The organism is Mesorhizobium sp. SARCC-RB16n (assembly GCF_008520305.1).
Taxonomy (GTDB): domain Bacteria; phylum Pseudomonadota; class Alphaproteobacteria; order Rhizobiales; family Rhizobiaceae; genus Mesorhizobium.
The window spans coordinates 101,534-124,547 of sequence record NZ_ML703285.1; the positions used below are offsets into that span (position 1 = coordinate 101,534).

The window sequence follows — 23,014 nt, forward strand, 5'->3', positions numbered from 1 at the left end:
GCCAGTGACCTCCCGCTACCCCGCCATCGCAGCCGACATCACCACCCTCTTCGCCGCGCGTAACACACATGCCGTCGAAGTCGCGGTGCTGCAGCCGGCCGATCCGTTCCTCGACATGGCCGGTGAGGATCTGCGCCGCCGCATTTTCCTCACCGAGAGCGAGAACGGGCAGACGCTCTGCCTGCGGCCCGAATTCACCATTCCCGTCTGCCTCGACCATATAGCCAGCCAGGCCGGCACGCCGCGCCGCTACTCCTATCTCGGCGAAGTGTTTCGCCAGCGCCGCGAGGGCGGCAATGAGTTCTTCCAGGCCGGCATCGAGGATCTCGGCGACCGCGACACGGCTGAAGCCGATGCCCGCTCGGTCGCCGACGCGCATGCGCTGCTGTCGCTGGTGCTGCCCGGCCAGTCGCTGGCGGTCACGCTCGGTGACCAGGGCATCTTCGAGGCAGTGCTGGCGGCGCTCGGCCTGCCGCGCGGCTGGCGCATGCGGCTGGCCCGCGCCTTCGGCTCGGCGCTGATGCTGGAGGCAGCACTCGCCGATCTTGCCAACCCGCCACGCAACAGCCAGCTCTCTGGCGATGTTGCGGCGCTCGTCCTCGATGGTGATCTGGACGGTCTTTCCCGGCACATTGCCGACGGCATGGAGAAGGCCGGCCTGTCGGCATCCGCCGGGCGCGCGCCATCGGATATCGCTCGGCGGCTGATCGAGAAAGCCGAATTGCGCAGCGTGCGGCTGTCGAACGAGGCCTTCGCGGCATTGAAGGGTTTTCTGGCGATCGACGTGCCGCTCGATGGCGCGGCGCAGGCGCTGGATTCTTTCGCCGCTGGTGCCGGGCTTTCATTGGGTTCCGCGTTGGAAAAGTTCGCCGCTCGCGCCAAGGCAATCGAGGCGCATGGCTTGCCCTCGGGAGAAATCCGCTACGATGCCGCTTTCGGCCGTCCGCTCGATTATTACACCGGCATCGTCTTCGAAATCGCGGCCGCTAATGGCGAGCGTCCCCTGGCCGGTGGCGGGCGTTACGACAGGTTGCTGACGCTGCTCGGCGCCAAGACCGCGATCCCCGGCGTCGGCTTCTCGGTGTGGCTCGACCGCATCGAGGCGTTGCGGGGGGCGGCATCATGATCACACTGGCGATCCCATCGAAGGGTAGGCTCAAGGAGCAGTCCCTGGAGGTGCTGGCCAAGGCCGGCCTCGCCGTCAGCCTGCGGGGAGACGAGCGTAAGTATCACGCCCGCGTCGAGGGCCTGAACAATGTCGAAGTCGCTTTCCTGTCTGCCTCCGAAATATCGGGCGAGATTGGCCAGGGCGCGGTCGATCTTGGCATCACCGGCGAGGACCTGGTGCGGGAAAATCTCGCCGACTGGGAAGCGCGGGCCGAGATCGTCGCCCGTCTCGGCTTCGGCCATGCCGATGTCGTGGTCGCGGTGCCCGACATCTGGCTCGATGTCGACACCATGGCCGATCTCGACGACGTCGCCGCCGATTTCCGCCAGCGTCATGGCCGGCGGCTCAGGATCGCCACCAAATACTGGCGGCTGACGCAACAGTTCTTTTCGCTCAAGCACGGCATCCAGGTCTATCGCATCGTCGAGAGCCTCGGCGCCACCGAGGGCGCGCCGGCGGCCGGCCTTGCAGACGTCATCGTCGACATCACCAGTACGGGCTCGACGCTGCGCGCCAATCATCTCAAGGTGCTGGGCGACGGCGTGGTCCTGAAATCGCAAGCCTGTCTGGTGGCCTCGAGGAAGACACGTGCGGCCGCCGACGAAGCCGTCCTGCGCGACATCGCAGCGAAGATGGCGGCCACGGTCGCATAGCGATCCTTCAGGGAAGGAGTTCCAGTACCATCGACGGGATTTCCAGCATCCCGGCAGGCTGATAGGTTCAGCCAGTCTTGGGAGGAGACAGCGATGCCGGTCAATCTCGACGAGCTGAAGAACGCCACCAATCTGCGCGGACGCGGCGCGCGCGCCGGCGGGGTCTTCATCGCGCCCGTGGACGGCAGGGCGCATGTCTCGGGTGATCGCGCCGTGCCGCTGCTCGACAAGACCATTCCGGAGCTTTTCTCCGACATCGTCAGCAAATACGGCACGCTCGATGCCGCCGTGTTCGTCGGCCAGGACAAGCGCTTCACCTGGAGCGAACTGTCGGACACGGTGGATGCGCTGGCCGCCGGCTTCCTGGCGCTCGGCCTCCATAAGGGCGACCGGGTCGGCATCTGGTCGCCGAACCGCTGGGAATGGCTGGTGACGCAGTTCGCCACCGCCCGCATCGGCCTGATCCTGGTCAACATCAACCCGGCCTACCGTTTGACTGAACTGGAATATGCGCTCAACAAGGTCGGCTGCAAGGCCCTGGTGACGGCGGCCAGCTTCAAGACCTCGGACTATCTCGGCATGATCGAGACGCTGGCGCCGGAGATCACCACGGCGACACCGGGCGAGCTGAAGGCAAAGAAGTTGCCGGCGCTCAGGATCGTCATCCGCATGGGCGAGGAGAATTCGCCAGGCATGTTCAATTTCGGCGACGTGCTGGCCATGGCCGGTCGCGACGAGCATGACAGCCTTGACCGCATTTCCGAGGGGCTGAAGCCGGGCGATGCGATCAATATCCAGTTCACGTCAGGCACGACGGGCGCACCCAAGGGCGCGACACTGACCCACCTGAACATCGTCAACAATGGCAATTTCGTCACCTCGGCCATCAAGCTAACCGTAGACGACCGGCTCTGCATCCCTGTGCCGCTCTATCATTGCTTCGGCATGTCGATGGGCACGATGGGTTGTGTGTCGAAGGGCGCGACCATGGTTTTCCCCTGTGAGGGTTTTGATCCGGGCCTGACGTTGAAAGCCGTATCGCAGGAGCGCTGCACCGGCCTCTATGGCGTGCCGACCATGTTCGTCGGCATGCTCGACCATCCCGACTTCCCATCCTTCGATCTCTCCAGCCTGCGCACTGGCATCATGGCCGGTTCGCCATGCCCGATCGAGGTGATGAAGAAGGTGGTGTCGCTGATGCATATGTCGGAGGTGACCATCGCCTACGGCATGACCGAGACCAGCCCGGTCTCGTTCCAGAGCGGCGTCGACGATCCCCTGGAAAAGCGCGTCTCGACGGTCGGGCGCATCCACCCGCATGTCGAGGTCAAGGCGGTCGATGCCGATGGCGCCACCGTTGCCGTCGGCGCGCCGGGCGAGCTTTGCACGCGCGGCTACTCGGTGATGAAGGGCTATTGGGACGACGACGAAAAGACCCGCGAGGCGATCGACAGCGACGGCTGGATGCACACCGGGGACCTCGCCACCATCGACGCCGAGGGCTATTGCAACATTGTCGGCCGCGTCAAGGACATGGTCATCCGCGGCGGCGAGAACGTCTATCCCAGAGAGGTCGAGGAATTCCTCTACCGTCATCCCAAGGTGCGGGAAGTACAGGTCTTCGGCATACCGGATGCCAAATATGGCGAGGAGCTGTGCGCCTGGATCGTGCTCAAGCCCGGCCAGGTCGCCACCGAACAGGAGATCAAGGCCTTTTGCGCCGGCCAGATCGCCCACTACAAGGTGCCGCGCCACATCCGCTTCCGCACCGAATTGCCGATGACGGTGACCGGCAAGCCGCAGAAATTCCTGATGCGTCAGGCGATGGCGGAAGAGTTGGGACTGGTGGCACAGAAGACGGCGTGAGGCGGGATCAGCCGCGTCGTACAAAGGCACTGATGCTGTCGAGCAGCGACTGCTGGTCGCCGACCCAGAACCAGTGGTCGTCGCCGTCGACCTCGATGAACCGGGCGCCCGGAATCCTGGACGCGAGGAACCGCCCGGCCTCGATGCGCACGGCGCGGTCGCCGGAACGGTGGAGGACCATCGTCGGGGCGGAGACTTTTGCCAGCAGGTGACGGACATCGGCGTCCCGTAATGCCTCGAGCAGGCCCGCGACCGCGCCCGGGCTGGAGGCCGCCCTGAGCAATCCGGCCCACCAGGTCCTCGCCTGACGGTCGCCAGTGAGGCTTGGGGCGAAGGTTTCGATTTCCGCTGGGCCACCCCAACCCGCGAGCAGGCGTTGCTTCCACAGATCATACTGCGCGACGGTCAATGCGTAGGGATAGTCGGGTGCACGGCTGCCTTTCGCCAGCGAGCCCCAGAGAACAAGGCCGCTCAGCCGATCGGGATGCGCGACCGCGAAGCGGATACAGCCCGGCCCGCCCTCCGACGCGCCGACCAGCAAGGCCCGGCGGCTGCCGGCCGCGTTCATGACCGCCAGAATATCCTGCGCCGTTGCCTCGACCGTGGGACGGGCGCCGACCCGGTCGGAAAGTCCCATGCCGCGCCGGTCGAAGAGGATCAGGCGACCCAGGCGCGAAACCGCGGTCAGCCAGTTGCGGCAGCCTGGGTCTTCCCAGATACGCTCGACATGCGAAATGAAGCCGGGAACAAGCACGATGTCCGTCGGGCCGCTGCCGACGATCTGGTACGCGATGTGGATGCCGTCCACCGCGACGTAGCGCGTCCTGGGCACGTCCAAGGTAGCGTCCTGAGTTGGCTCGCGCAGCATGGCTAGCGTGGCGGGGTCCGGCGCTACGCCGAGTTCGTCCCGCAAGAGCCGGATGCACGTCTCGATCTGGCGCTCGGCCGCTGCCCTGTCCCCGGCGGCCAGGTGGACACGGATCAAGTGGCGGTGCGCGCTTTCGCTCAAAGGGTCGAGCGCCGTCAGCCGTGTCGCATGAACGACCACGCCGCGCGGCTCGCCGCCGGCGATCTTGGCTTCGACGAGCCGCTCCAGCGCCTGCACCAGCCGGCCGCGCAAGGTCTCTCGCCGGAAGAAGATCCATTCCTCGAATTCCGGACAGTCCGGCAGTGAGAAGCCGGCGAGATAATCGTCGTTGTAGACGTCGGCTGCCTCATCGAGCGAGCGGGAATTGCAGGCCTGCTCGAAAACCCTGGTGTCGATCTCGGCGGACAAGGCTGGGTGCAGGCTCAGCGAGGCGCCTGTGGCGGCGATGATCTCTCTGCCGAACGCGATGCGGATTTTATAGAGGGTCCGCCGAAGGCGGGCGCGAGCGGCCTGTTCGTCGGTCTCGGGCCACAGAAGCGTGGCGACGACATCGCGCGCCACCGGCCCGCTGGCCTCGGCCAGGTAGATGAGGAGCGCTGCCGCCTTGCGCAAGGCAAGTTCCACCCGCCGGCCGTTCAAGCGGAACTCCGGAAAACCCAGAAATCGGAATTCCAATCGCTCCATCGATCCGACCACGGCCATGCGGGGACGCTGAGGGGACGCCGGCCTTCTATCCATTCCCACGACATCGGGCCGATCGGGCCCGATCATGAGACTCCCTTGGAGCGAGAAATGTCACTGGTCAATACTCTCATCCACCATTGCACTGCAGGGCCTGTTGCCGGCGGTGGCGCCCCTGTTGGCGCTGCCGGCGCAGGGCACGGAGGCTGAGACATGTGTCAATCCTGTCTCTCCTGGTACGCGCGCTGCATGGCTCCCTACTTCGTCCACGTCGGCTGTTCGGCCCGCGTTTTCACGCATATGCGACGGCGCCTGATCCCACGGGCAGACGGCGTTGTCGTCGAGGTCGGTTTCGGGTCCGGCCTGAACCTTCCCTATTACGACGCCGGCAGGGTGAAGCGGCTGGTCGGCGTCGATCCCGACGGCACGATGCTCGGCCTGGCCGAACCGAAGAGCCGTTCCTTGCCATTCAATGTCGACTGTATCCGGGCCAGCGGTGAAAGACTGCCGTTGACCGACACCTTCGCCGACACGGTCGTCGTCACCTACGCCTTCTGCACCATTCCGGATCCCGAGGCGGCGCTGACCGAGATCCGGCGCATCCTGAAGCCCACGGGCCGGCTGATCTTCATCGAGCACGGCCAGGCCGAGGGGCCGCGCTGCCGCAAATGGCAGGAGCGTCTGAACCGGCCTTGGGGCCGACTCGCCGGCGGCTGCCACCTCAACCGAGATCCATTGCACCTGATCCGGGCGGCGGGCTTCCATGTCGTCGAAGCGGAGCGTCAGCGCTTCCGGCTACCCTTCTGGCAGTTGGGAAGCCACCATGCTGGCATCGCGATACCCCCAACGGGCTGATGCGCCTTCGCCCCGCTATCGCCGTCCGCCGCGTATTTCCACCGGCCTCGGCGCCGAACCCGGCTCCTGGACCCGCGGGCCGAGCAGCACTTCGCCGAACAGCGGCTGGTAGCTCCGGCGCACCGCCGGGTCCTCCTTGAAGGACAGAGCGTATTGGCCGATCTGGTGGAAATAGGTGATGCGGGCCCTGACCAGGCTCTCATCCTCGGGATAGCCCATGGCGCGGAAGGAGCGGATCAGGAGTTCGATGCGCAGGTCGTCGATATCCTTGACCTCCTGCGCCAGTTTTTTCGAAGTTCGCGACCAGTCGCGCACGGCGAGGTCGAGCAGGGGGCTGAACGGCGCCTCGTCCACCCAGACATGCACGATGTCGGTGAAGAACTGTAGGCCGTCTATATCTAGCATCTCGCGCATCGCCCAGAAGGGCTGGCAATTGATATCTCGCCATTCCTGCAACAGGCCGTCGCGAAGATCGGCCAGGCTGGTGAAATGGAAATAGAAGCTGCCGCGCGTCACCTTGAACTGCTTCGCCAGGCGGTCGATCTTGACCTCGCCGATGCCGTGCTTCTCCAGCACCTTGCGCGCCGCTGATATCCAGGCCTCGCGGCTCAGCGTCTGCCGCGCCGCCTTCGGGCGCAGGGCGGCTTTGGACGATCTCTTGCTTTTGGCCGGGGCGCTGTCCGATTTCATCCGATCAAGACCTTCATCGCACGCGCAACGCCCGCAAATCCGTTCGCCGGCTCCGATGCGCTTCGCGACTCATCAAGCGTCCATCTATCGCGGAAGGCGCGACTCAGGGCAATGCGCTGATCCGCTCCAGCATCAGTTCGAAGAACGGCGCCGGATCGATGCGCCGCAGGACGTTGCAGTTCTTGCGGCGCCCGGTCACGTGCCACCAGTCGACGACGGTCATGCCGATCGTCTCCGGCGAGACGATGTCGACCGTCACCGCGCACTGGCGCTGTTCGTAGATCTGCGGCGCCAGGAGATAGCCGGTGACGCAGGCATCGTGAATGGGGCGTGCCGGCGTCTCGAATTTGTGGGTGCCGTATTGACGGTAGAAGTCGGCCAGGTTCGCGGCCTCGATCGCGGCGCGGCTGCCGGTGGCGCGCAGGCGCTCCAGCCATTCGGGCGTCATCAGCGCGGTGTAGGTGCAGTCGATGCCCGCCATGGTCACCGGCGCGCCGCTATCGAACACCTTGTGGGCGGCATGCGGGTCGACGAAGATGTTGAACTCCGCGGCCGGCGTGGCGTTGCCGCCCTGGAAGAAGCCGCCACCCATCAGAACCACTTCGCGCAGGCGCGGCACGATCCTCGGCTCCATGGTCATGGCCATGGCGAGGTTGGTCATCGGCCCGAGCGTGCAGACGGTCAATTCGCCTTCCGGCGCCTCCATGATGGCGCGCACCATGTAGTTGACCGCGTGTTCGTCCTGCAGGGGCGTCGCCGGTTCGGGAAGATCGGCGCCGTCGAGGCCGGTTTCGCCGTGGACATATTCGGCGGTGATCAGCTTGCGCACCATCGGTGCCGGGCATCCGGCATGGACCGGCACGTCCGGCCGCCCGGCGAGTTCGACGATCTTCAGCGCGTTCTTCGAGGTCAGGGCAAGCGGCACGTTGCCGCCGACCGTGGTGATGCCGACCACATCGAGTTCATCAGGCGACCCCAGCGCGAAGAGGATGGCGAACGCGTCGTCCTGCCCCGGATCGGTGTCTATGATGATCTTGCGTGGTGCCATGATGCCGCGTCCTTCGTTTTGCGATCGAAAGCCTATTGATGAGGCCGTTTGGATGTGTAGAAATACAGTACTGTATCTTATGTTCAAGACAGGGTGTTCGAAAATGGATGCACAAGAGCGCGGCGATTTTTCCGAAATTCCGATCCTCGATGTCTCGGCGCTCTATGGCGACGACGAAGGCGCGATCCGGGCAACGGCAGCGACACTGCGCCGTTATCTCGAGACGATCGGCTTCCTCTATGTCACCGGCCATCCCATTCCGCGCGCCGATGTCGAAGCGGTCCGCGAAGCCTCCAAGCGCTTCTTCGCCTTGCCCGAGGCGGAAAAGGCGAAGTTGAAGATCGACAAGAATTTCCGCGGCTACCTGCCCTTTGCCGGCTCGACCATCGTGACCTCGTCGGTGGCGACCGTCAGCAAGCCGAACCAGAGCGAATCGATCTTCTTCATGCACGAGGTCGGCGCCGATGATCCCCGGGCCTTGGCCGACAAGCCGCTGCAAGGCCCCAATCAGTGGCCTGATGAGGCCGCCGTGGCGGGTTTCAGGCAGACGATCGAGCATTATGTCGATGAGATGGGCACGCTCGCCCGCAAGATGGTGCGCGCCATCGCGCTCTCGCTCGGACTACCCTCCGACAGCCTCGACCGCCATTTCGAGCAGCCGACGACCTTCCTGCGACTGCTGCACTATCCGACACAGCCCCAGGAGGAGGGGCTTTTCGGCTCGGCCCCGCACACCGACTATGGCTTCATCACCCTTTTGGCGCAGGACAATGTCGGCGGCCTCGAGGTGAAGAACAAGGCCGGCGACTGGGTTCCCGCGCCCCCGGTCCCGGATTCCTTCGTCATGAATGTCGGCGACATACTGGCACGCTGGTCGAACGACCAGTTCGTCTCGACGCCGCACCGCGTCATCAACCGCTCCGGACGCGAGCGCTATTCGCAGCCCTTCTTCTTCGATCCCTCGATGGACGAGACTATCGAAGCACTGCCGGTCTGCGTGCCGGCCGGCACACAGCCTAAATACGCGCCGGTGCTCTATGGCGATTATCTGATGGAGCGCATCGACAAGAATTATCACTACCGCAAGAAGAAGGCGGCCGAAGCCGCCGCTTCGTAAGGGATGCCGGGCCCGTGCCGGCTGCCGGCGCGGGCTTTGCCGGAAGACTGCAAACAAGGACAAGAAAGGGGAACAGCAATGAACAGATATCTGCGAATGACCAGCCTTGCGCTGGCGATCTCCGCCACCGTCTGGGGCGGGGTTTCCAAGGCCGCCGATGTGCCGAAATCGGCTGAGGTGAAAGCGAGCGGAACGCTCGCCGTCGCCAACACGCTGGACTTCGCGCCGTTCGAATATCTCGACGCCGACGGCAAGCAGACCGGCATCATCATCGAACTCGCGGGCGAGGTGGCCAAGCTCGTCGACGCCAAGCTCGATATCCAGCGCACGCCGTTCCCGTCGATGATCCCCGGCCTTGCGGCCGGGCGCTTCAAGATCGCCTGGGAGACCTTCTCGGCCACGCCCGAGCGCCTGAAGCAGGTCGATTTCGTCATGTTCCTGAAGGCCGGCCTGGCCGTCTCCACGTCGCCGGACAAGAAGACGAGCTTCAGCGGCGATACGCCGCTTTGTGGCAAGCGCATCGGCGTCTCGGCCGGCAGCGCCTCGGATTTCCTGGTCGACAAGCTCGGCAAGGAGTGCACCGACAAGAGCCAGAAAGCCATCGAGAAGTCGGTGTTCAATTCCTCGACCGACATCGTCCAGGCCGTGCTTTCGGACCGGGTCGACGCGCGTATGGACGATGCCACCGCATCGAGCTATTTCGAGGTGACGAGCAAGGGCCAGCTGGTGGTCCTGCCGACGCTTTACGAGGTCGCGCCACTCGGCATGGCGATCGCCAAGGGCGACAAGGAGACCGCCGACATGATGGTGGCGGCACTTGCCGAGCTGTTCAAGAACGGCACCTACAAGGCTATCCTGGACAAGTACGGCATGGGCGCATACGCCATCAAGGAACCCTACTTCGTCGGCTCCATGGACGCGCTTCGCGCCGAATGAGATTACCCGGCGCCTGATCATCGGTCAGCGCCGGCCAGCAATCTGGAGATCCATCGATGGGCGTTGCCCACCCGACCGACATCGGCGTCGAGCCAGGCGTTTCCGCCGCTGTGTCACGACTGACCGTCGTGCCGCAGCGCCGCTATGGCATCTGGGTCGGCACGGCGTTCGCCCTGCTGCTGGCCTTCCTGATCATTCGCGCTTTCGCCAGCAACCCGGCCTTCGCGTGGGGCACGGCCGTCGGCTACCTGTTCCACCCCTCGATCATGCGCGGCCTGGGCAACACGCTGATGCTCACCGTCATCATCATGGTTCTGGCGATCGTGGTCGGCACCGTCATCGCCATCATGCGGGTGTCGCCGAGCCCGGTGCTGCGCGGCTTTTCTGGCGTCTATGTCTGGTTCTTCCGGGGTGTCCCCGCCCTGATCCAGCTGATCTTCTGGTTCAACCTGTCGCTGCTGGTGCGCGAAATCTCGCTGACGCTGCCATTCCTCGGCACACTGTTTTCCGTACGCACCAATGATTTCATAACCCCGTTCTTCTCTGCCGTGGTGGCGCTCTCGCTGTGCGAGGCCGGCTACATGGCCGAGATCATCCGCGCTGGCATCAAGTCGGTGCCGTCCGGCCAGTCGGAGGCGGCGAGCGCGCTCGGCATGCCCTACCGCATGATCCTGAAGCGCATCACCTTGCCGCAAGCCATGCGCTTCGTGCTGCCGCCGACCGGCAATGAGGCGATCAACCTCCTGAAGATGACCTCGCTGGTGACATTCATCGCGGTCGATGACCTGTTCTACACGGCGCAGAGCATCTATGCGCGCACTTTCGAGACGATCCCGCTGCTGATCGTGGTCGCCTTCTGGTATCTCGCCGTGGTCAGCATCATGTCGGTGGGGCAGCATTTCCTGGAGCGCCATTTCGGCCGCAGCGATATCAGGCGAGAACCCCTGACGATGCGCGCCTTGCGCAACGCCGTCAGCCTGCGCGGCGTTGCCCGATGAGCGATGTGAAGTCCGAAAATCGTACCCGCTTCGGCGTGCCGGCCAACTCCATGGTGTTCGCGCGCGGCGTGCGCAAGACCTATGGCCAGCTTGAAGTTCTCAAAGGCGTCGACCTCGATGTACCGGAGGGATCGGTAGCCTGTATCATCGGCCCGTCGGGATCCGGCAAGAGCACGTTCCTGCGCTGCATCAACCATCTCGAAAAGCTCAGCGGCGGCATCCTGCTCGTCGACAGCCAGTTCGTTGGTTACGACCTCCAGGGCGACAAGCTCTATGAGGTGAAGGACGACCTTCTCTGCCAACGGCGCGCCGAGATCGGCATGCTGTTCCAGTCCTTCAACCTGTTCTCGCACATGACGGTGATGGAGAACTTGATCGAGGCGCCGACGCAGGTACGTCGGATCCCGCTCGACCAGGCGAAGGCCGAGGCGGAAGTCCTGCTGCGGCGCGTCGGCCTCTCCGACAAGGTCGACCGCTATCCGCGCGAACTGTCCGGCGGTCAGCAGCAGCGCGTCGCGATCGCGCGCGCCATGGCGATGAAGCCCAAGGTGCTGCTCTTCGACGAGCCGACCTCGGCGCTCGATCCGGAACTGGTCGGCGAGGTCCTCCAGGTCATGCGCGACCTTGCCGAGAGCGGCATGACGATGGTCGTCGTCACCCACGAGATCGGCTTTGCCCGCGAGATCGGTGACCAGCTCGTTTTCATGGACGGCGGTGTGATCGTCGAACGCGGCGTGCCGCGCGAGATGATTGCCAATCCGACTTCGCTGCGGACCCGCGAGTTCCTGTCGCGGGTGCTGTAACGCCTGGTTTGACCCGCTGTCAGGCCGCCAGCACCGCCGTGCCGAGGCCCCGGATAATCTTCGCCAGTTCGACGCATTCGCCATGCCGCGCGTTGTTGCGTCGCCAGGCAAGGCAGATCATGCGCTGCGGCATCGGCTCCTGGAACGGCACGATCTTGAGGTCGGGGATCGTGCCGGCCGGCCCCACCGCCATTTCGGGGATGAGCGTGACGCCGAGCCCGTGCGCCACCATCTGCAAGAGGGTGGTCAGGCTGGTGGCGCCGTAGCTTGCCATCGCCATCGGCCGCACATTGCCGCAGACGGCGAGCGCCTGTTCGCGCAGGCAATGGCCTTCTTCCAGCAGCATCAGTCTTTCCAGCGCCGGGCTCTCGGGTGGAACCGGCGGCGAGGCAAAGGCCGGATCGCCTGACGGCACGGCCAGGAAGAACCGGTCGGGAAACAGCGCTTCGGTGATCAGCCCGGGATGATCGAGCGGAAGCGCGGCGATGAAGGCGTCGAGCTTTCGCGATGCGGTGTCCTCGACCAGGGAGGTGGTGACCGCCTCGCGCAGTTCGAGCAGCAAGGCCGGGAAATGCCTCTTCAGTTCGGGCAAGGCACGCGGCAGAAGGTAGGGCGCGACAGTCGGGATGATGCCCAGGCGGAACCGTCCCTCCATGGCCGTGCGGCCTCGCCGGGCCGTCGTTTCCACGTCACGTATGTCGGCCAGGATGCGCTCGATACGCGGCAGCAGGGCGATCGCGTCATCCGTCATGCGTACCGACTTGCCACCGCGTTCGAACAGCCGGCAGTTCAGCCGCTGCTCCATTTCGGCGATCTGGGAAGACAGCGCCGGTTGGCTGACACCGGCAAGTTTCGCCGCACGCCCGAAATGCAGCGTCTGCGCCAGCGCGTCGAAATAATGCATTTGGCGAACTGTCAATCCGATCATGCGGTCAAGCCTATCATAAGAAATTCCTATCGAAATAAACAGGAAAGGCAATTTGTTTTTATCGCCGGTGTGGCCTAGTCTGGACCGGTTCCAGATTGGCGCGGGCCGCTGGCCGCCCCCAAAATCTCGGCAAAAATCAACCTCGGCAAAATCAAACCTCGGCAAAATTGGAGTGAAAGATGGACGCGAAAACCGACGACAACACGGGCAAATGCCCTGTCGCGCATGGATCCGCCGGCCGGACCAACCGTGACTGGTGGCCGAACCAGCTTGACCTCGGCGTTCTCCACCAGCAGTCGAACCTGTCGGACCCGATGGGCGAGGACTTCGACTATGCCAAGGAATTCGCCAGCCTCGATCTCGACGCGGTCATCAAGGACCTCCACCATGTGATGACGGACTCGCAGGATTGGTGGCCGGCTGACTTCGGCCACTACGGGCCGCTGTTCATCCGCATGGCCTGGCACAGCGCCGGCACCTATCGCATCGGCGACGGCCGCGGCGGTGCCGGAGCGGGCCAGCAGCGTTTCGCGCCGCTGAACAGCTGGCCGGATAACGCCAATCTCGACAAGGCGCGCCGCCTGCTGTGGCCGGTCAAACAGAAATATGGCCGCAAGATTTCCTGGGCCGACCTGTTGATCCTTACCGGCAACGTCGCGCTGGAATCGATGGGCTTCAAGACCTTCGGCTTCGCCGGCGGCCGCGCCGACGTGTGGGAGCCCGAGCAGGATGTGGACTGGGGTTCGGAAACCAAGTGGCTCGGCGACGAGCGCTATTCGGGCGACCGTGAGCTTCGCGGTCATCTCGGCGCCGTGCAGATGGGCCTGATCTACGTCAATCCGGAAGGGCCGAACGGCAAGCCCGATCCGCTCGCCTCGGCCCGCGATATCCGGGAAACCTTCGGCCGCATGGCCATGAACGACGAGGAAACCGTGGCGCTGATCGCGGGCGGTCACACTTTCGGCAAGACCCATGGCGCCGGCGATGCCTCGCTGGTGGGCGCCGAGCCCGAAGGTGCTGGCATCGAGGCGCAGGGTCTCGGCTGGTCAAGCAAGTATGCGTCGGGCATTGCCGGCGACGCCATCACTTCGGGCCTGGAAGTCACCTGGACCACGACGCCGACCAAGTGGAGCAACAACTTCTTCGACAACCTGTTCAACTATGAATGGGAACTGACGAAGAGCCCCGCAGGCGCCCATCAGTGGACGCCAAAGGGTGGCGCCGGTGCCGGCACGGTGCCGGATGCGCACAATCCCTCTAAGCGTCGCGCGCCGGCCATGCTGACCACCGACCTCGCGCTGCGGACCGACCCGGCCTACGAGAAGATCTCACGGCGTTTCCACCAGCATCCGGACCAGTTCGCCGATGCCTTCGCACGCGCCTGGTTCAAGCTGACCCACCGCGACATGGGCCCGGTCGTACGCTACCTCGGCCCGTTGGTGCCGAAGGAAGAGTTGATCTGGCAGGATCCGATCCCGGCGGTCGATCATGAACTGGTCAGCGACCAGGACATCGCATCGCTGAAGGCCAAGATCCTGGCCTCTGGTCTGTCGGTTTCCGAACTGGTTTCGACGGCTTGGGCCTCGGCTTCGACCTTCCGCAACTCCGACAAGCGCGGCGGCGCCAACGGCGCTCGCATCAGGCTGGCGCCGCAGAAGGACTGGGAAGTCAACCAGCCGGCCGAACTGTCGAAAGTGCTTGCCAAGCTCGAAGGCATCCAGACGGAGTTCAACGCGTCACAGACCGGCGAGAAAAGGATCTCGCTGGCCGACCTGATCGTTCTCGGCGGCGTCGCCGCGGTCGAGAAGGCTGCGAAGGATGGCGGCAATGATGTGAAGGTGCCATTCACACCGGGCCGCATGGATGCATCGCAGGAGCAGACGGACGTCCACTCTTTTGCCGCGCTCGAGCCGAAAGTCGATGGCTTCCGCAACTATGTCAGGGGCAAGCAGCCCATGTCGGTCGAAGCCATGCTGGTCGACCGGGCGCAGTTGCTGGGCCTGACGGCACCGGAGCTGACGGTGCTTGTCGGCGGCCTGCGGGTGCTCGGCGCCAACACCGGCCGGTCAAAGCACGGCGTGTTCACCGACAGGCCGGGCACGCTGACCAACGACTTCTTCGTCAACCTGCTCAGCATGAGCACGGTCTGGGATCCGGCTGCCGGGTCCGAGCCGGGTTCGGAAGAGGTCTACGAGGCGCGCGACCGCAAGACCAAGGCAGTCAGGTGGACCGGCACCCGCGCCGATTTGATCTTCGGCTCGCATGCGCAGTTGCGAGCGCTGGCCGAAGTCTATGGATCCGGGGACGCCGGGCAGAAATTCGCCCGGGATTTCGTTGCGGCATGGACCAAGGTGATGAACGCCGATCGCTTTGAGATCGCGGCCTGATCCGAGCTTGAGGACGTAAAAAAGGGGCGCGGGCCACGGCCCGCGCCCTTTTGCGTTCAGGCTTTGGAAATCAATCCTTCTCGAAGATACGCGCCTTGGCGACGACGCCGGCAATGGCGCCGCCGATCAGCGGTGCGACGATGAACAGCCAGAGCTGGCTGAGTGCGGCACCACCGGTAAACAGCGCCGGGCCGATCGAACGGGCCGGATTGACCGAGGTGCCGGTGACCGGGATCATGGCGAAGTGAATGCCTGCCAGCGTCAGGCCGATGACCAGGCCGGCAAAAGCCGTCGAGTGCTTTTCAGCGGTAACGCCGAGGATTACCGTGACGAAGGTGAACGTGCCAATCAGTTCCCACAGGAACGCCGAGCTCATGCCCCATTTCGTCTCGTCCCAGCCATTGGCGCCAAAGCCGCCGGTGTGGCCGCCGGCCTGGCCGGAAACGATGATCCACAACGCCAGCGAGGCGATGATGGCGCCGATGATCTGCGCGATCCAGTAGGGGATGACGTCCTTGGCCGGCAGCCGGCCGGCAAGGAACACGCCGAGCGTCACCGCCGGATTGAGATGCGCGCCCGAAATCGGGCCGATCGCATAGGCCGCCGCGATCAGGCCGATGCCGAATGCCAGGCCGATGCCCTCCTGGCCAAGCGGCAGCGCGCCGCCGAAGCCGCCCGTCACCACCGACGCCGTGCCGATGAACACCAACAGAAATGTGCCTAGAACTTCCGCCAGATAAGTCTTCATTGCCCTCTCCTCGTGACGATCCGCCGGTCCACGTTTTCCGCGCCGCGAATCATGGCGGCTAGAGTATTCCCAACCGAAAAACTTGGAAAGCAGAGCTGTAGCGCTACGTGCCGTGCTTGCGGTCGCCAGTTATGAACATTAGAGATCTTTCATCTATTGATCGATCTGTTGTCGTCGGCAGGAGAGATTTATTGGTCGGGCAAATTTCGCTGGCCATGGTCAGGCTGCCTCCTCGTTGCAAGACGAAGCGGGGTTCAATCCGGACCTGAAAGGCTCTAAGAGCAGGCCGAAAGATCTGTGCTCGATTTGATGGAATGACGAATGCGACTGGGCGGACGGCTGGCTGCGGCTATCGAAGTGCTGGAGGACATTGGGCGGCGTCACCGGCCGGTGGCCGACGCGCTGAAGGACTGGGGCCTTTCACATCGCTTCGCCGGCGGGGGTGATCGCGCCGCGATCGGCAACATCGTCTACGACGCGCTGCGCCACAAGCGCTCCGCCGGCTGGTTGCTGGGCGAAGACACGCCGCGCGCCATCGGCTTCGGGGCGCTGCTGCTCGAGTGGAGCCAGACGGGGCAGTCGCTCAACGCCGCGCTCGAGGGTGATAAGTTCGCGCCGCCGCTGCTGAGCCCCACCGAACTCCAGGCAATCGCGGAACGCCGGCTTGCCGACGCGCCGCTCGCGGTTCGCGCCGACATACCCGATTGGTGCGAACCGCTTTTCGAACGGGCCTTTGGCGAGACATGGGTCGAGGAGGGCGCGGCGCTCGCCACCCGTCCCCCGCTCGACATCCGGGTCAACACGCTTCAGGCCGATCGCGCCAAGGTCTTGGCCGAACTGGAACAGACCGGTGCCGCCGCCGCGCGGATCGCACCCTACGGTATCCGCATCCCGCCGATCGACGGCGACGGCCGACACCCGAACGTGCAGGCCGAGCCGGCCTTCCAGAAGGGCTGGTTCGAGGTCCAGGACGAGGGGTCGCAAATCGCGGCAGCGCTTGCCGGCGCGACGGCTGGCATGCAGGTGCTCGACTTCTGCGCCGGCGCCGGCGGCAAGACGCTGGCGTTGTCGGCGGCGATGGACAATCACGGTCAGATCTTCGCCCACGATGCCGAAAAGGCGCGGCTGGCGCCAATCTTCGACCGCATCCGCCGTTCTGAGACCCGCAATGTGCAGGTCGCCACCAAGCCGGCCGAGCTTGCCCCGCTGGTGGGCCATATGGACATAGTGCTGGTCGATGCGCCCTGCACCGGCAGCGGCACCTGGCGGCGTCGCCCCGACGCCAAATGGCGGCTGACGGAGAGACAACTCGACGCCCGCAAAGGCGAGCAGGCGACGATCCTCGATGCCGCCAAGATGTATGTCAAACCCGGCGGCCTGCTGGTTTATATCACCTGCTCGGTGTTCGACGAGGAAAATGGCGAACAGGTCGCGGCGTTTCGCGAGCGGCACAGCGGTTTTGCCCCGATCGATCATCGCCAGCTCTGGGACAGCCGCTTTCCAGGCCATGCTGCCGCGATGCGGATCGGTGCCCTGGGTGGCATTTCGCTCTCGCCGGCGCTGAGTGGCACTGACGGATTTTACTTCTGCGCCATGCGTCGGGCGGACTGAGCCCTACCGGATCCGCCACCAATTCGCGTCCACTTGGCCGGCGACGGCCAACGAGGCCAATTGTTGCAGTGCAGCAATTGAGATTGCCTGCCGCTCATGCCTCTGCGATAAGCTTTCCCGGCAAACGTGAAGGCAACGGCGATGGCAGCAAAGATCGTACCGGCTCCGGACTATGAGGATCGCGTCAGGACGTCCTTCGCGCGCCAGCAGGCGATGGCGACGATCGGCGCCGAATTGACATTGGTGACACCCGGCATCATCGAGATCGAGATGCCCTATTCGGCCGCGCTGACCCAACAACACGGTTTTCTGCATGCAGGCGTCATTTCGACGGCGCTGGACTCGGCTTGCGGCTATGCCGCGTTCTCGCTCATGCCGGAGAATTCCGGCGTGTTGACCATCGAGTTCAAGGTCAACCTTCTGGCGCCGGGCCGGGGCGAACGCTTTCTGTTCCGCGGTTCGGTAACCAAACCCGGCCGCACCATCATCGTTGCCGACGGCCAGGCCTATGCCTTCGCCGCCGACGGCGAGGCCAAGCTGATCGCCACCATGACCGGCACGATGATGACGATGGTTGGTCGCGACGGCATAGCAGGATGATCCGATGAGCAACGTTGTGCGCATTGGTGGCAAGGACGTCCTTTTCGTCATGGCGGCACAGGCCGAATACGGGCCGCATTTGCAGCGGCTGTTCACCCCGCTGATGACGGGTGTCGGCCCGGTCGAGGCCGGCGTCCGGCTGGGCGCCGAGCTGTCCTGGTTGAAATCCGCAAAAGCATTGCCGGACCTTGTCGTATCGCTCGGCTCGGCCGGCAGCCGGACCCTGGAACAGACGGAAATTTATCAGGCCATCTCGGTCGCCTATCGCGACATCGATGCCTCGCCGCTGGGCTTCGAGAAGGGCGCCACACCGTTTCTCGACCTGCCGGTGACCGCACCGCTGCCGTTGCGTATTCCCGAAATCAAGCAGGCGACATTGTCGACCGGCGGCGCAATCATCACCGGCGCGGCCTACGAAGCGATCGTCGCCGACATGGTCGATATGGAGACCTTCGCCTGCTTGCGTGCCTGCCAGCTTTTCGGCATTCCGCTCATCGGGCTGCGCGGCATTTCGGACGGCGCGGCTGATCTCAGGCATGTCGGCGATTGGACCGAATATCTACACGTCGTCGACGAAAAGCTGGCCGACGCCGTCATGCGCCTCGAAAGGGCGATCGGCTCGGGCATGCTCCGGCCGGCAGCACCCCGTGACGAGGCGATACCGCTCTGAAAGTCTGCTGACGCAACCCATTGCGTCGACTCGTTTCTTTCTCTAAAGGCTCGCCATGACGACAGCCAATCACACCGACACCGTCCTGATTGTCGATTTCGGCAGCCAGTTTACCCAGCTCATCGCCCGCCGCATCCGCGAAGCCGGCGTGTTTTCCGAGATCGTGCCGTTCCAGTCGGCCGAAGCCGCGTTCAAGCGCATCAACCCGAAAGCGGTGATCCTGTCGGGTGGTCCAGCCTCGACATCGGACATCGGCAGCCCGCGCGCGCCACAGATCGTCTTCGACGCCGGTGTGCCGGTGCTGGGCATCTGCTACGGCCAGATGGCCATGTGCGTGCAGATGGGCGGCGTCGCCGAAAGCTCCAACCATCGCGAATTCGGCCGCGCCTTCGTCGAGATCGAGAAGGACAGCCCGCTGTTCGAGGGCCTTTGGGCGACCGGCCAGCGCCATCAGGTGTGGATGAGCCATGGCGACCGCGTCATCGCCCTGCCGCCGGGCTTCGAGGTGTTCGGCAAGTCGGAAAGCTCGCCCTTCGCCATCTTCGGCGATGTCGAGCGCAGGATGTACGGCATCATGTTCCACCCCGAGGTGGTGCACACGCCGGACGGCGCAAGGCTGCTCCGGAACTTCGTCCACAACATCGCCGGCATCGAAGGTGACTGGACGATGCGCGCCTACCGCGAGCACGCGGTCGAGGCGATCCGCAAGCAGGTCGGCAAGGGCAAGGTCGTCTGCGCGCTCTCGGGCGGCGTGGACTCCTCCGTCGCGGCGCTGCTCATCCACGAGGCGGTCGGCGACCAGCTCACCTGCATCCTCGTCGACCACGGCCTGATGCGCAAGGACGAGGCCGCCGGCGTGGTGGCGATGTTCCGCCAGCACTACAATCTGCCGCTGATCCTGGTCGACGCCTCGGAAAAATTCATCTCGGCGCTGGAAGGCGAGGCCGACCCGGAAAAGAAGCGCAAGACCATCGGCCGGCTGTTCATCGAAGTGTTCGAGGACGAGGCGAAGAAGCTCGGCGGCGCCGACTTCCTGGCACAAGGCACGCTCTATCCCGACGTCATCGAAAGCGTCTCCTTCACCGGCGGTCCGTCGGTGACCATCAAGTCGCATCACAATGTCGGCGGTCTGCCCGAGCGCATGAACATGCAACTGGTCGAGCCGCTGCGCGAACTGTTCAAGGACGAGGTGAGGGCGCTGGGCAAGGAGCTTGGCCTGCCCGAAAGCTTCATCGGACGCCATCCCTTCCCAGGCCCCGGCCTCGCCATCCGCTGCCCCGGCGGCATCACCCGCGAGAAGCTGGAGATCCTGCGCGAGGCCGACGCCATCTATCTCGACGAGATCCGCAAGGCCGGCCTCTACGACGCGATCTGGCAGGCCTTCGCCGTGCTGTTGCCGGTGCAGACCGTCGGCGTGATGGGCGACGGCCGCACCTACGAATTCGTCTGCGCACTGCGCGCCGTCACCTCCGTCGACGGCATGACAGCTGACTTCTACCACTACGACATGGCCTTCCTAGGTGCCGCCGCCACCCGCATCATCAATGAAGTGCGCGGCATCAACCGCGTGGTTTATGATGTAACGTCAAAGCCGCCCGGAACAATCGAGTGGGAATGATTCAGGCCTTCTGGATCATTTCAGCGAGTTCAACACTTCGCAGGATATCAGCCTGCCGCTGTGGGGCCTCGACCACGGCAGCTTTTCGCTCTCCTGGCTTTTGACCAATCCCATCAACAACAAGGCAACGCTGACGCGCGATGGCGAGGGCGTTGCGCTGTCGCTTGGTCACGAATTCACAACGCTGGACCCGAACGCCGCGATGACGCTTGTTCTGCATCTCGGCGAGGCCGACCCGCTTGATGGAACACAGCGGGATCGATTTCGGCGTCTTTACCTGTGACCCGCCCCTCGCCGGTTTTTACTCCCGGGTGGGAGCATGGCCGATTGTGCCGGATGCAGTGCTGGTCGGAAGCCGGGCAACAGGTGCCTTGCGCAGCGATACGCTGGGCAAAGTCGTGTTGATGCGTCTTTTTTCGCCGAAGGCCGTTACGGCCGGATTGGAGATCACCCGCGCAACGATCGATCTTGATCTCCCGGTCGGGCAGTTCTGGTAAGCTCGTATCGGAGGGAGGAATCTCTGTGGGCCGCCACCCATCCAAGTCACCACTCGGCGAAGGAGCCGTCCCTGTCGCGACAGATCGGGTTGGCCAGCGATCTTCGCGATCTGCTCATGGGAATCTCGCTGGCTGCCCGCGAATAGGCCTGTTTGCATTAGACATCAAAAGCACCAGATGCGGGATTGCGCCGCAAATGGTCTTGTTGTACGAACGTTCAACAAGACCATTTGCGGGTACCTGCCTTGGTAAGAACCGAATTTCCCTTTGCCGTCGAAACGGTCGATCCTCTTTGGATCGTGCTGGCCGACGGCACCCGCATCGCTGCCACTTTATGGCGCCCACGTAGTGAGGCCGCGGTACCTGTCGTCGTCGAAATGGTTCCCTATCGCCGCCGCGACGGCACGGTGGCGCGCGACGTCGACATCCATCCCTGGCTCGCCGGCCACGGCATTGCCTGCGTCCGCATCGACATTCGCGGCTCCGGCGATTCCGACGGCGATCTGGCCGACGAATATCTGCCGCGCGAACAGGAGGATGCCTGCGAGATCATCGCCCATCTTGCAGCACTGACCTGGTGCAACGGCAAGGTCGGCATGACCGGCATTTCCTGGGGAGGCTTCAACGCGCTGCAGGTCGCGGCGCGTCGGCCGCCGGCCTTGAAGGCAATCATCGCCAACTGCGCCACCGACGACCGTTATGCCGACGACATCCACTATATGGGCGGCGCGCTTTTGACCGAGCAGGAGATGTGGTCGAACTTCATGCTGGTGAAGAAGACGATGGCGCCCGACCCACAGATCGTCGGCGATGCTTGGCGCGCCATGTGGATGGGTCGGCTTGCGGCGACAACCTCGCTGTCGGAAATCTGGCTCGCGCATCAGCGCCGCGACGATTACTGGCGACAGGGCTCGGTCTGCGAAGACCACTCCGCCATCGAATGCGCGGTCATGGCCGTCTGCGGCTGGGAGGACAGCTATTCGAATTTCGTGCCGCGCCTGCTTGAGCATCTGCCGGGACCGAAGCTTGGCATTGTCGGGCCGTGGTCGCATGCCTATCCCTGCCGCGGTGCGCCGGGACCGCTGATCGGCTATCTGCAGGAGGCGCTGCGCTGGTGGCGCCATTGGCTCGCCGGCGAAGACACCGGCATCATGGACGAGCCACTCTACCGCGTCTGGGTAACGGGAGAGGAGCGGCCGCAACCTTTCTATCTGCCCGATCATGCGGGCAACTGGGCCGCGGAGGATGCGTGGCCATCGCCGCGCATCGAGCGCCGTGTGTTGCACCTGAATGCCGCCGGATTGCGCCGCGAATCCGCTCCGGGCGCTGTGCTTTCCGTCCGCTCGCCAGCCACCGCCGGGCGTGATTGCGGCCGCTGGGGCGGTTATGGCGGCTCCTGTCCGGACATGCCCATCGACCAGCGCCGCGAGGACGGCATGGCGCTTTGCTTCGATACGCAACCGCTCGACGATGACCTGACCCTGCTTGGCGCGCCGGAACTCGATCTGCTCGTCACCGTCGACCAGCCGCATGTCAACCTCGCCGCACGGCTCTGCGATGTCTATCCCGATGGCACCTCGGCGCTGATGACCTATGGCGTGCTCAACCTCAGCCATCGCGACAGCCACGAGCATCCGACGCCCTGTCCAGTCGGAACGCCGTTCCGTGTGCGACTGAAGCTCAACGATTTCGCCCGCACCATTCCCAAGGGCCATCGCATCCGGCTGGCGCTGGCCAACCAGCACTGGCCCGTCCTGTGGCCACAACCGCACCTGTCGACGCTGTCGGTCGCGACCGGCGACAGCACGGTCATGCTTCCGCTGCGCCCGCCGTCGTCGCGCGACCGCGATGTCCGCTTCGAGGCGGCCGAAACCGCGCCGCCGGTTCCGACCACGACGCTGGATGAAGGCTTCGACCGTCGCGTCGTCACCGACGATGTCGGCAGCGGCATTCAGACCATCGCGCTGACCTCGGACCATGGACGCAGGCGCTATGACGATCGCGCCATCACCGTGTCCTCAGCCAACAGCGACACGATGAGCATTCGCGCCGATGATCCGCTGTCGGCGAAACTCGTCACCGAATATCGCTGGGCGATCGCAAGCGCTGGAGCCGACACGGAAGCGACGGCATTGACCGAACTGACATCGGACGAAACCCATTTCAACCTGAGTTGGTGTGTCGAGGCGCGAGAACGGGGCAAGCTCGTCCACAGCGCCTCGGCGACGCGGCGCATCAGGCGCGATTTCGCCTGAGGCGAGGGGAGGAAGGC

Annotated in this window: 21 protein-coding genes; 15 read left to right on the top strand and 6 right to left on the bottom strand. The window is 64.4% G+C overall.

Going from position 1 to position 23,014, the window contains the following annotated elements; all coding sequences use genetic code 11:
• Positions 1–4: 4 nt before the first annotated feature.
• The 3 genes from C7I87_RS27530 (at position 5) to C7I87_RS27540 (ending at position 3,687) form a co-directional block, all read left to right on the top strand.
• Complete coding sequence (locus tag C7I87_RS27530; protein ID WP_149907180.1) at positions 5–1,126, top strand: ATP phosphoribosyltransferase regulatory subunit; 1,122 nt, start codon at positions 5–7, stop codon at positions 1,124–1,126.
• Complete coding sequence (gene hisG / locus C7I87_RS27535) at positions 1,123–1,821, top strand: ATP phosphoribosyltransferase (protein ID WP_149907181.1); 699 nt, start codon at positions 1,123–1,125, stop codon at positions 1,819–1,821. The genes C7I87_RS27530 and hisG overlap by 4 nt, the downstream gene beginning before the upstream one ends.
• 93 nt (positions 1,822–1,914) lie before the next feature.
• The gene (locus C7I87_RS27540; protein ID WP_149907182.1) at positions 1,915–3,687 is read left to right on the top strand and encodes an AMP-binding protein; all 1,773 of its coding nucleotides are present in this window, start codon (positions 1,915–1,917) and stop codon (positions 3,685–3,687) included.
• A 7-nt stretch (positions 3,688–3,694) separates the two neighbouring features.
• Here C7I87_RS27540 and C7I87_RS27545 read toward each other — a convergent pair whose 3' ends face one another.
• On the bottom strand, positions 3,695–5,239 hold the full coding sequence (locus C7I87_RS27545; protein WP_149907244.1) for a bifunctional AfsR/SARP family transcriptional regulator/alpha/beta hydrolase: 1,545 nt from the start codon (positions 5,237–5,239) through the stop codon (positions 3,695–3,697).
• Positions 5,240–5,449: 210 nt separating this feature from the next.
• On the opposite strand from C7I87_RS27545, the gene C7I87_RS27550 reads away from it, so the two are divergent.
• The gene (locus tag C7I87_RS27550; RefSeq protein ID WP_149907183.1) at positions 5,450–6,091 is read left to right on the top strand and encodes a class I SAM-dependent methyltransferase; all 642 of its coding nucleotides are present in this window, start codon (positions 5,450–5,452) and stop codon (positions 6,089–6,091) included.
• Positions 6,092–6,106: 15 nt separating this feature from the next.
• Here C7I87_RS27550 and C7I87_RS27555 read toward each other — a convergent pair whose 3' ends face one another.
• Both C7I87_RS27555 and C7I87_RS27560 read right to left on the bottom strand, forming a co-directional pair.
• Positions 6,107–6,781 carry a TetR/AcrR family transcriptional regulator gene (locus tag C7I87_RS27555; protein ID WP_149907184.1) on the bottom strand — a complete coding sequence of 225 codons (675 nt, stop codon included), beginning with the start codon at positions 6,779–6,781 and terminating at the stop codon, positions 6,107–6,109.
• Positions 6,782–6,884: 103 nt separating this feature from the next.
• A complete protein-coding gene (locus tag C7I87_RS27560) occupies positions 6,885–7,829 on the bottom strand; it encodes a nucleoside hydrolase (protein WP_149907185.1) in 945 nt (314 codons plus the stop codon).
• A 103-nt stretch (positions 7,830–7,932) separates the two neighbouring features.
• On the opposite strand from C7I87_RS27560, the gene C7I87_RS27565 reads away from it, so the two are divergent.
• The 4 genes from C7I87_RS27565 to C7I87_RS27580 all read left to right on the top strand — a co-directional run bounded on the left by C7I87_RS27565 (position 7,933) and on the right by C7I87_RS27580 (position 11,683).
• Entirely contained in the window at positions 7,933–8,946 is a 1,014-nt protein-coding gene (locus tag C7I87_RS27565; RefSeq protein ID WP_149907186.1) for an isopenicillin N synthase family dioxygenase, read from the top strand.
• Between the two features lie 78 nt (positions 8,947–9,024).
• Positions 9,025–9,882 (top strand): ABC transporter substrate-binding protein, encoded by an 858-nt coding sequence (locus C7I87_RS27570; RefSeq protein WP_149907187.1) that lies wholly within the window; start codon positions 9,025–9,027, stop codon positions 9,880–9,882.
• A gap of 56 nt (positions 9,883–9,938) precedes the next feature.
• Entirely contained in the window at positions 9,939–10,880 is a 942-nt protein-coding gene (locus C7I87_RS27575; RefSeq protein ID WP_149907188.1) for an amino acid ABC transporter permease, read from the top strand.
• Entirely contained in the window at positions 10,877–11,683 is an 807-nt protein-coding gene (locus tag C7I87_RS27580; protein ID WP_149907189.1) for an amino acid ABC transporter ATP-binding protein, read from the top strand. Before C7I87_RS27575 ends, C7I87_RS27580 begins: the two co-directional genes overlap by 4 nt.
• A 19-nt stretch (positions 11,684–11,702) precedes the next feature.
• Here C7I87_RS27580 and C7I87_RS27585 read toward each other — a convergent pair whose 3' ends face one another.
• On the bottom strand, positions 11,703–12,611 hold the full coding sequence (locus C7I87_RS27585) for a hydrogen peroxide-inducible genes activator (protein ID WP_149907190.1): 909 nt from the start codon (positions 12,609–12,611) through the stop codon (positions 11,703–11,705).
• A 179-nt stretch (positions 12,612–12,790) separates the two neighbouring features.
• On the opposite strand from C7I87_RS27585, the gene katG reads away from it, so the two are divergent.
• Entirely contained in the window at positions 12,791–14,998 is a 2,208-nt protein-coding gene (katG, locus tag C7I87_RS27590) for a catalase/peroxidase HPI (RefSeq protein ID WP_149907191.1), read from the top strand.
• Positions 14,999–15,068: 70 nt separating this feature from the next.
• On the opposite strand, the gene C7I87_RS27595 is transcribed toward katG, so the two are convergent.
• Positions 15,069–15,746 carry an MIP family channel protein gene (locus C7I87_RS27595; RefSeq protein WP_149907192.1) on the bottom strand — a complete coding sequence of 226 codons (678 nt, stop codon included), beginning with the start codon at positions 15,744–15,746 and terminating at the stop codon, positions 15,069–15,071.
• Between the two features lie 321 nt (positions 15,747–16,067).
• On the opposite strand from C7I87_RS27595, the gene C7I87_RS27600 reads away from it, so the two are divergent.
• The 4 genes from C7I87_RS27600 (at position 16,068) to guaA (ending at position 20,245) form a co-directional block, all read left to right on the top strand.
• A complete protein-coding gene (locus C7I87_RS27600; protein ID WP_149907193.1) occupies positions 16,068–17,357 on the top strand; it encodes an RsmB/NOP family class I SAM-dependent RNA methyltransferase in 1,290 nt (429 codons plus the stop codon).
• Between the two features lie 141 nt (positions 17,358–17,498).
• Positions 17,499–17,957, top strand: a complete 459-nt coding sequence (locus C7I87_RS27605) for a PaaI family thioesterase (protein ID WP_149907194.1) — start codon at positions 17,499–17,501, stop codon at positions 17,955–17,957.
• A gap of 4 nt (positions 17,958–17,961) precedes the next feature.
• Positions 17,962–18,627 carry a 5'-methylthioadenosine/S-adenosylhomocysteine nucleosidase gene (locus tag C7I87_RS27610; protein WP_149907195.1) on the top strand — a complete coding sequence of 222 codons (666 nt, stop codon included), beginning with the start codon at positions 17,962–17,964 and terminating at the stop codon, positions 18,625–18,627.
• A 55-nt stretch (positions 18,628–18,682) separates the two neighbouring features.
• Entirely contained in the window at positions 18,683–20,245 is a 1,563-nt protein-coding gene (gene guaA / locus C7I87_RS27615) for a glutamine-hydrolyzing GMP synthase (protein ID WP_149907196.1), read from the top strand.
• Between the two features lies 1 nt (position 20,246).
• Here guaA and C7I87_RS35390 read toward each other — a convergent pair whose 3' ends face one another.
• The gene (locus C7I87_RS35390; RefSeq protein ID WP_188394014.1) at positions 20,247–20,465 is read right to left on the bottom strand and encodes a hypothetical protein; all 219 of its coding nucleotides are present in this window, start codon (positions 20,463–20,465) and stop codon (positions 20,247–20,249) included.
• Between the two features lie 19 nt (positions 20,466–20,484).
• Between C7I87_RS35390 and C7I87_RS27625 the strand changes: the two genes are divergently transcribed.
• On the top strand, positions 20,485–20,742 hold the full coding sequence (locus tag C7I87_RS27625) for a hypothetical protein (protein ID WP_210250656.1): 258 nt from the start codon (positions 20,485–20,487) through the stop codon (positions 20,740–20,742).
• 245 nt (positions 20,743–20,987) lie between these two features.
• Entirely contained in the window at positions 20,988–22,997 is a 2,010-nt protein-coding gene (locus C7I87_RS27630; protein ID WP_149907197.1) for a CocE/NonD family hydrolase, read from the top strand.
• Positions 22,998–23,014: the final 17 nt, after the last annotated feature.

Bases quoted from the DNA above. Each gene is read 5' to 3' on its own strand.
- C7I87_RS27550 (WP_149907183.1), top strand. From the start codon at position 5,450: ATGTGTCAATCCTGTCTCTCCTGGTACGCGCGCTGCATGGCTCCCTAC.
- C7I87_RS27570 (WP_149907187.1), top strand. From the start codon at position 9,025: ATGAACAGATATCTGCGAATGACCAGCCTTGCGCTGGCGATCTCCGCC.
- C7I87_RS27585 (WP_149907190.1), bottom strand. From the start codon at position 12,611: ATGATCGGATTGACAGTTCGCCAAATGCATTATTTCGACGCGCTGGCG.
- C7I87_RS35390 (WP_188394014.1), bottom strand. From the start codon at position 20,465: ATGCAGAACAAGCGTCATCGCGGCGTTCGGGTCCAGCGTTGTGAATTC.
- C7I87_RS27540 (WP_149907182.1), top strand. From the start codon at position 1,915: ATGCCGGTCAATCTCGACGAGCTGAAGAACGCCACCAATCTGCGCGGA.
- guaA (WP_149907196.1), top strand. From the start codon at position 18,683: ATGACGACAGCCAATCACACCGACACCGTCCTGATTGTCGATTTCGGC.
- C7I87_RS27560 (WP_149907185.1), bottom strand. From the start codon at position 7,829: ATGGCACCACGCAAGATCATCATAGACACCGATCCGGGGCAGGACGAC.
- katG (WP_149907191.1), top strand. From the start codon at position 12,791: ATGGACGCGAAAACCGACGACAACACGGGCAAATGCCCTGTCGCGCAT.
- C7I87_RS27605 (WP_149907194.1), top strand. From the start codon at position 17,499: ATGGCAGCAAAGATCGTACCGGCTCCGGACTATGAGGATCGCGTCAGG.
- C7I87_RS27565 (WP_149907186.1), top strand. From the start codon at position 7,933: ATGGATGCACAAGAGCGCGGCGATTTTTCCGAAATTCCGATCCTCGAT.
- C7I87_RS27545 (WP_149907244.1), bottom strand. From the start codon at position 5,239: ATGGAGCGATTGGAATTCCGATTTCTGGGTTTTCCGGAGTTCCGCTTG.
- C7I87_RS27555 (WP_149907184.1), bottom strand. From the start codon at position 6,781: ATGAAATCGGACAGCGCCCCGGCCAAAAGCAAGAGATCGTCCAAAGCC.
- C7I87_RS27610 (WP_149907195.1), top strand. From the start codon at position 17,962: ATGAGCAACGTTGTGCGCATTGGTGGCAAGGACGTCCTTTTCGTCATG.
- C7I87_RS27600 (WP_149907193.1), top strand. From the start codon at position 16,068: ATGCGACTGGGCGGACGGCTGGCTGCGGCTATCGAAGTGCTGGAGGAC.
- hisG (WP_149907181.1), top strand. From the start codon at position 1,123: ATGATCACACTGGCGATCCCATCGAAGGGTAGGCTCAAGGAGCAGTCC.
- C7I87_RS27580 (WP_149907189.1), top strand. From the start codon at position 10,877: ATGAGCGATGTGAAGTCCGAAAATCGTACCCGCTTCGGCGTGCCGGCC.
- C7I87_RS27595 (WP_149907192.1), bottom strand. From the start codon at position 15,746: ATGAAGACTTATCTGGCGGAAGTTCTAGGCACATTTCTGTTGGTGTTC.
- C7I87_RS27575 (WP_149907188.1), top strand. From the start codon at position 9,939: ATGGGCGTTGCCCACCCGACCGACATCGGCGTCGAGCCAGGCGTTTCC.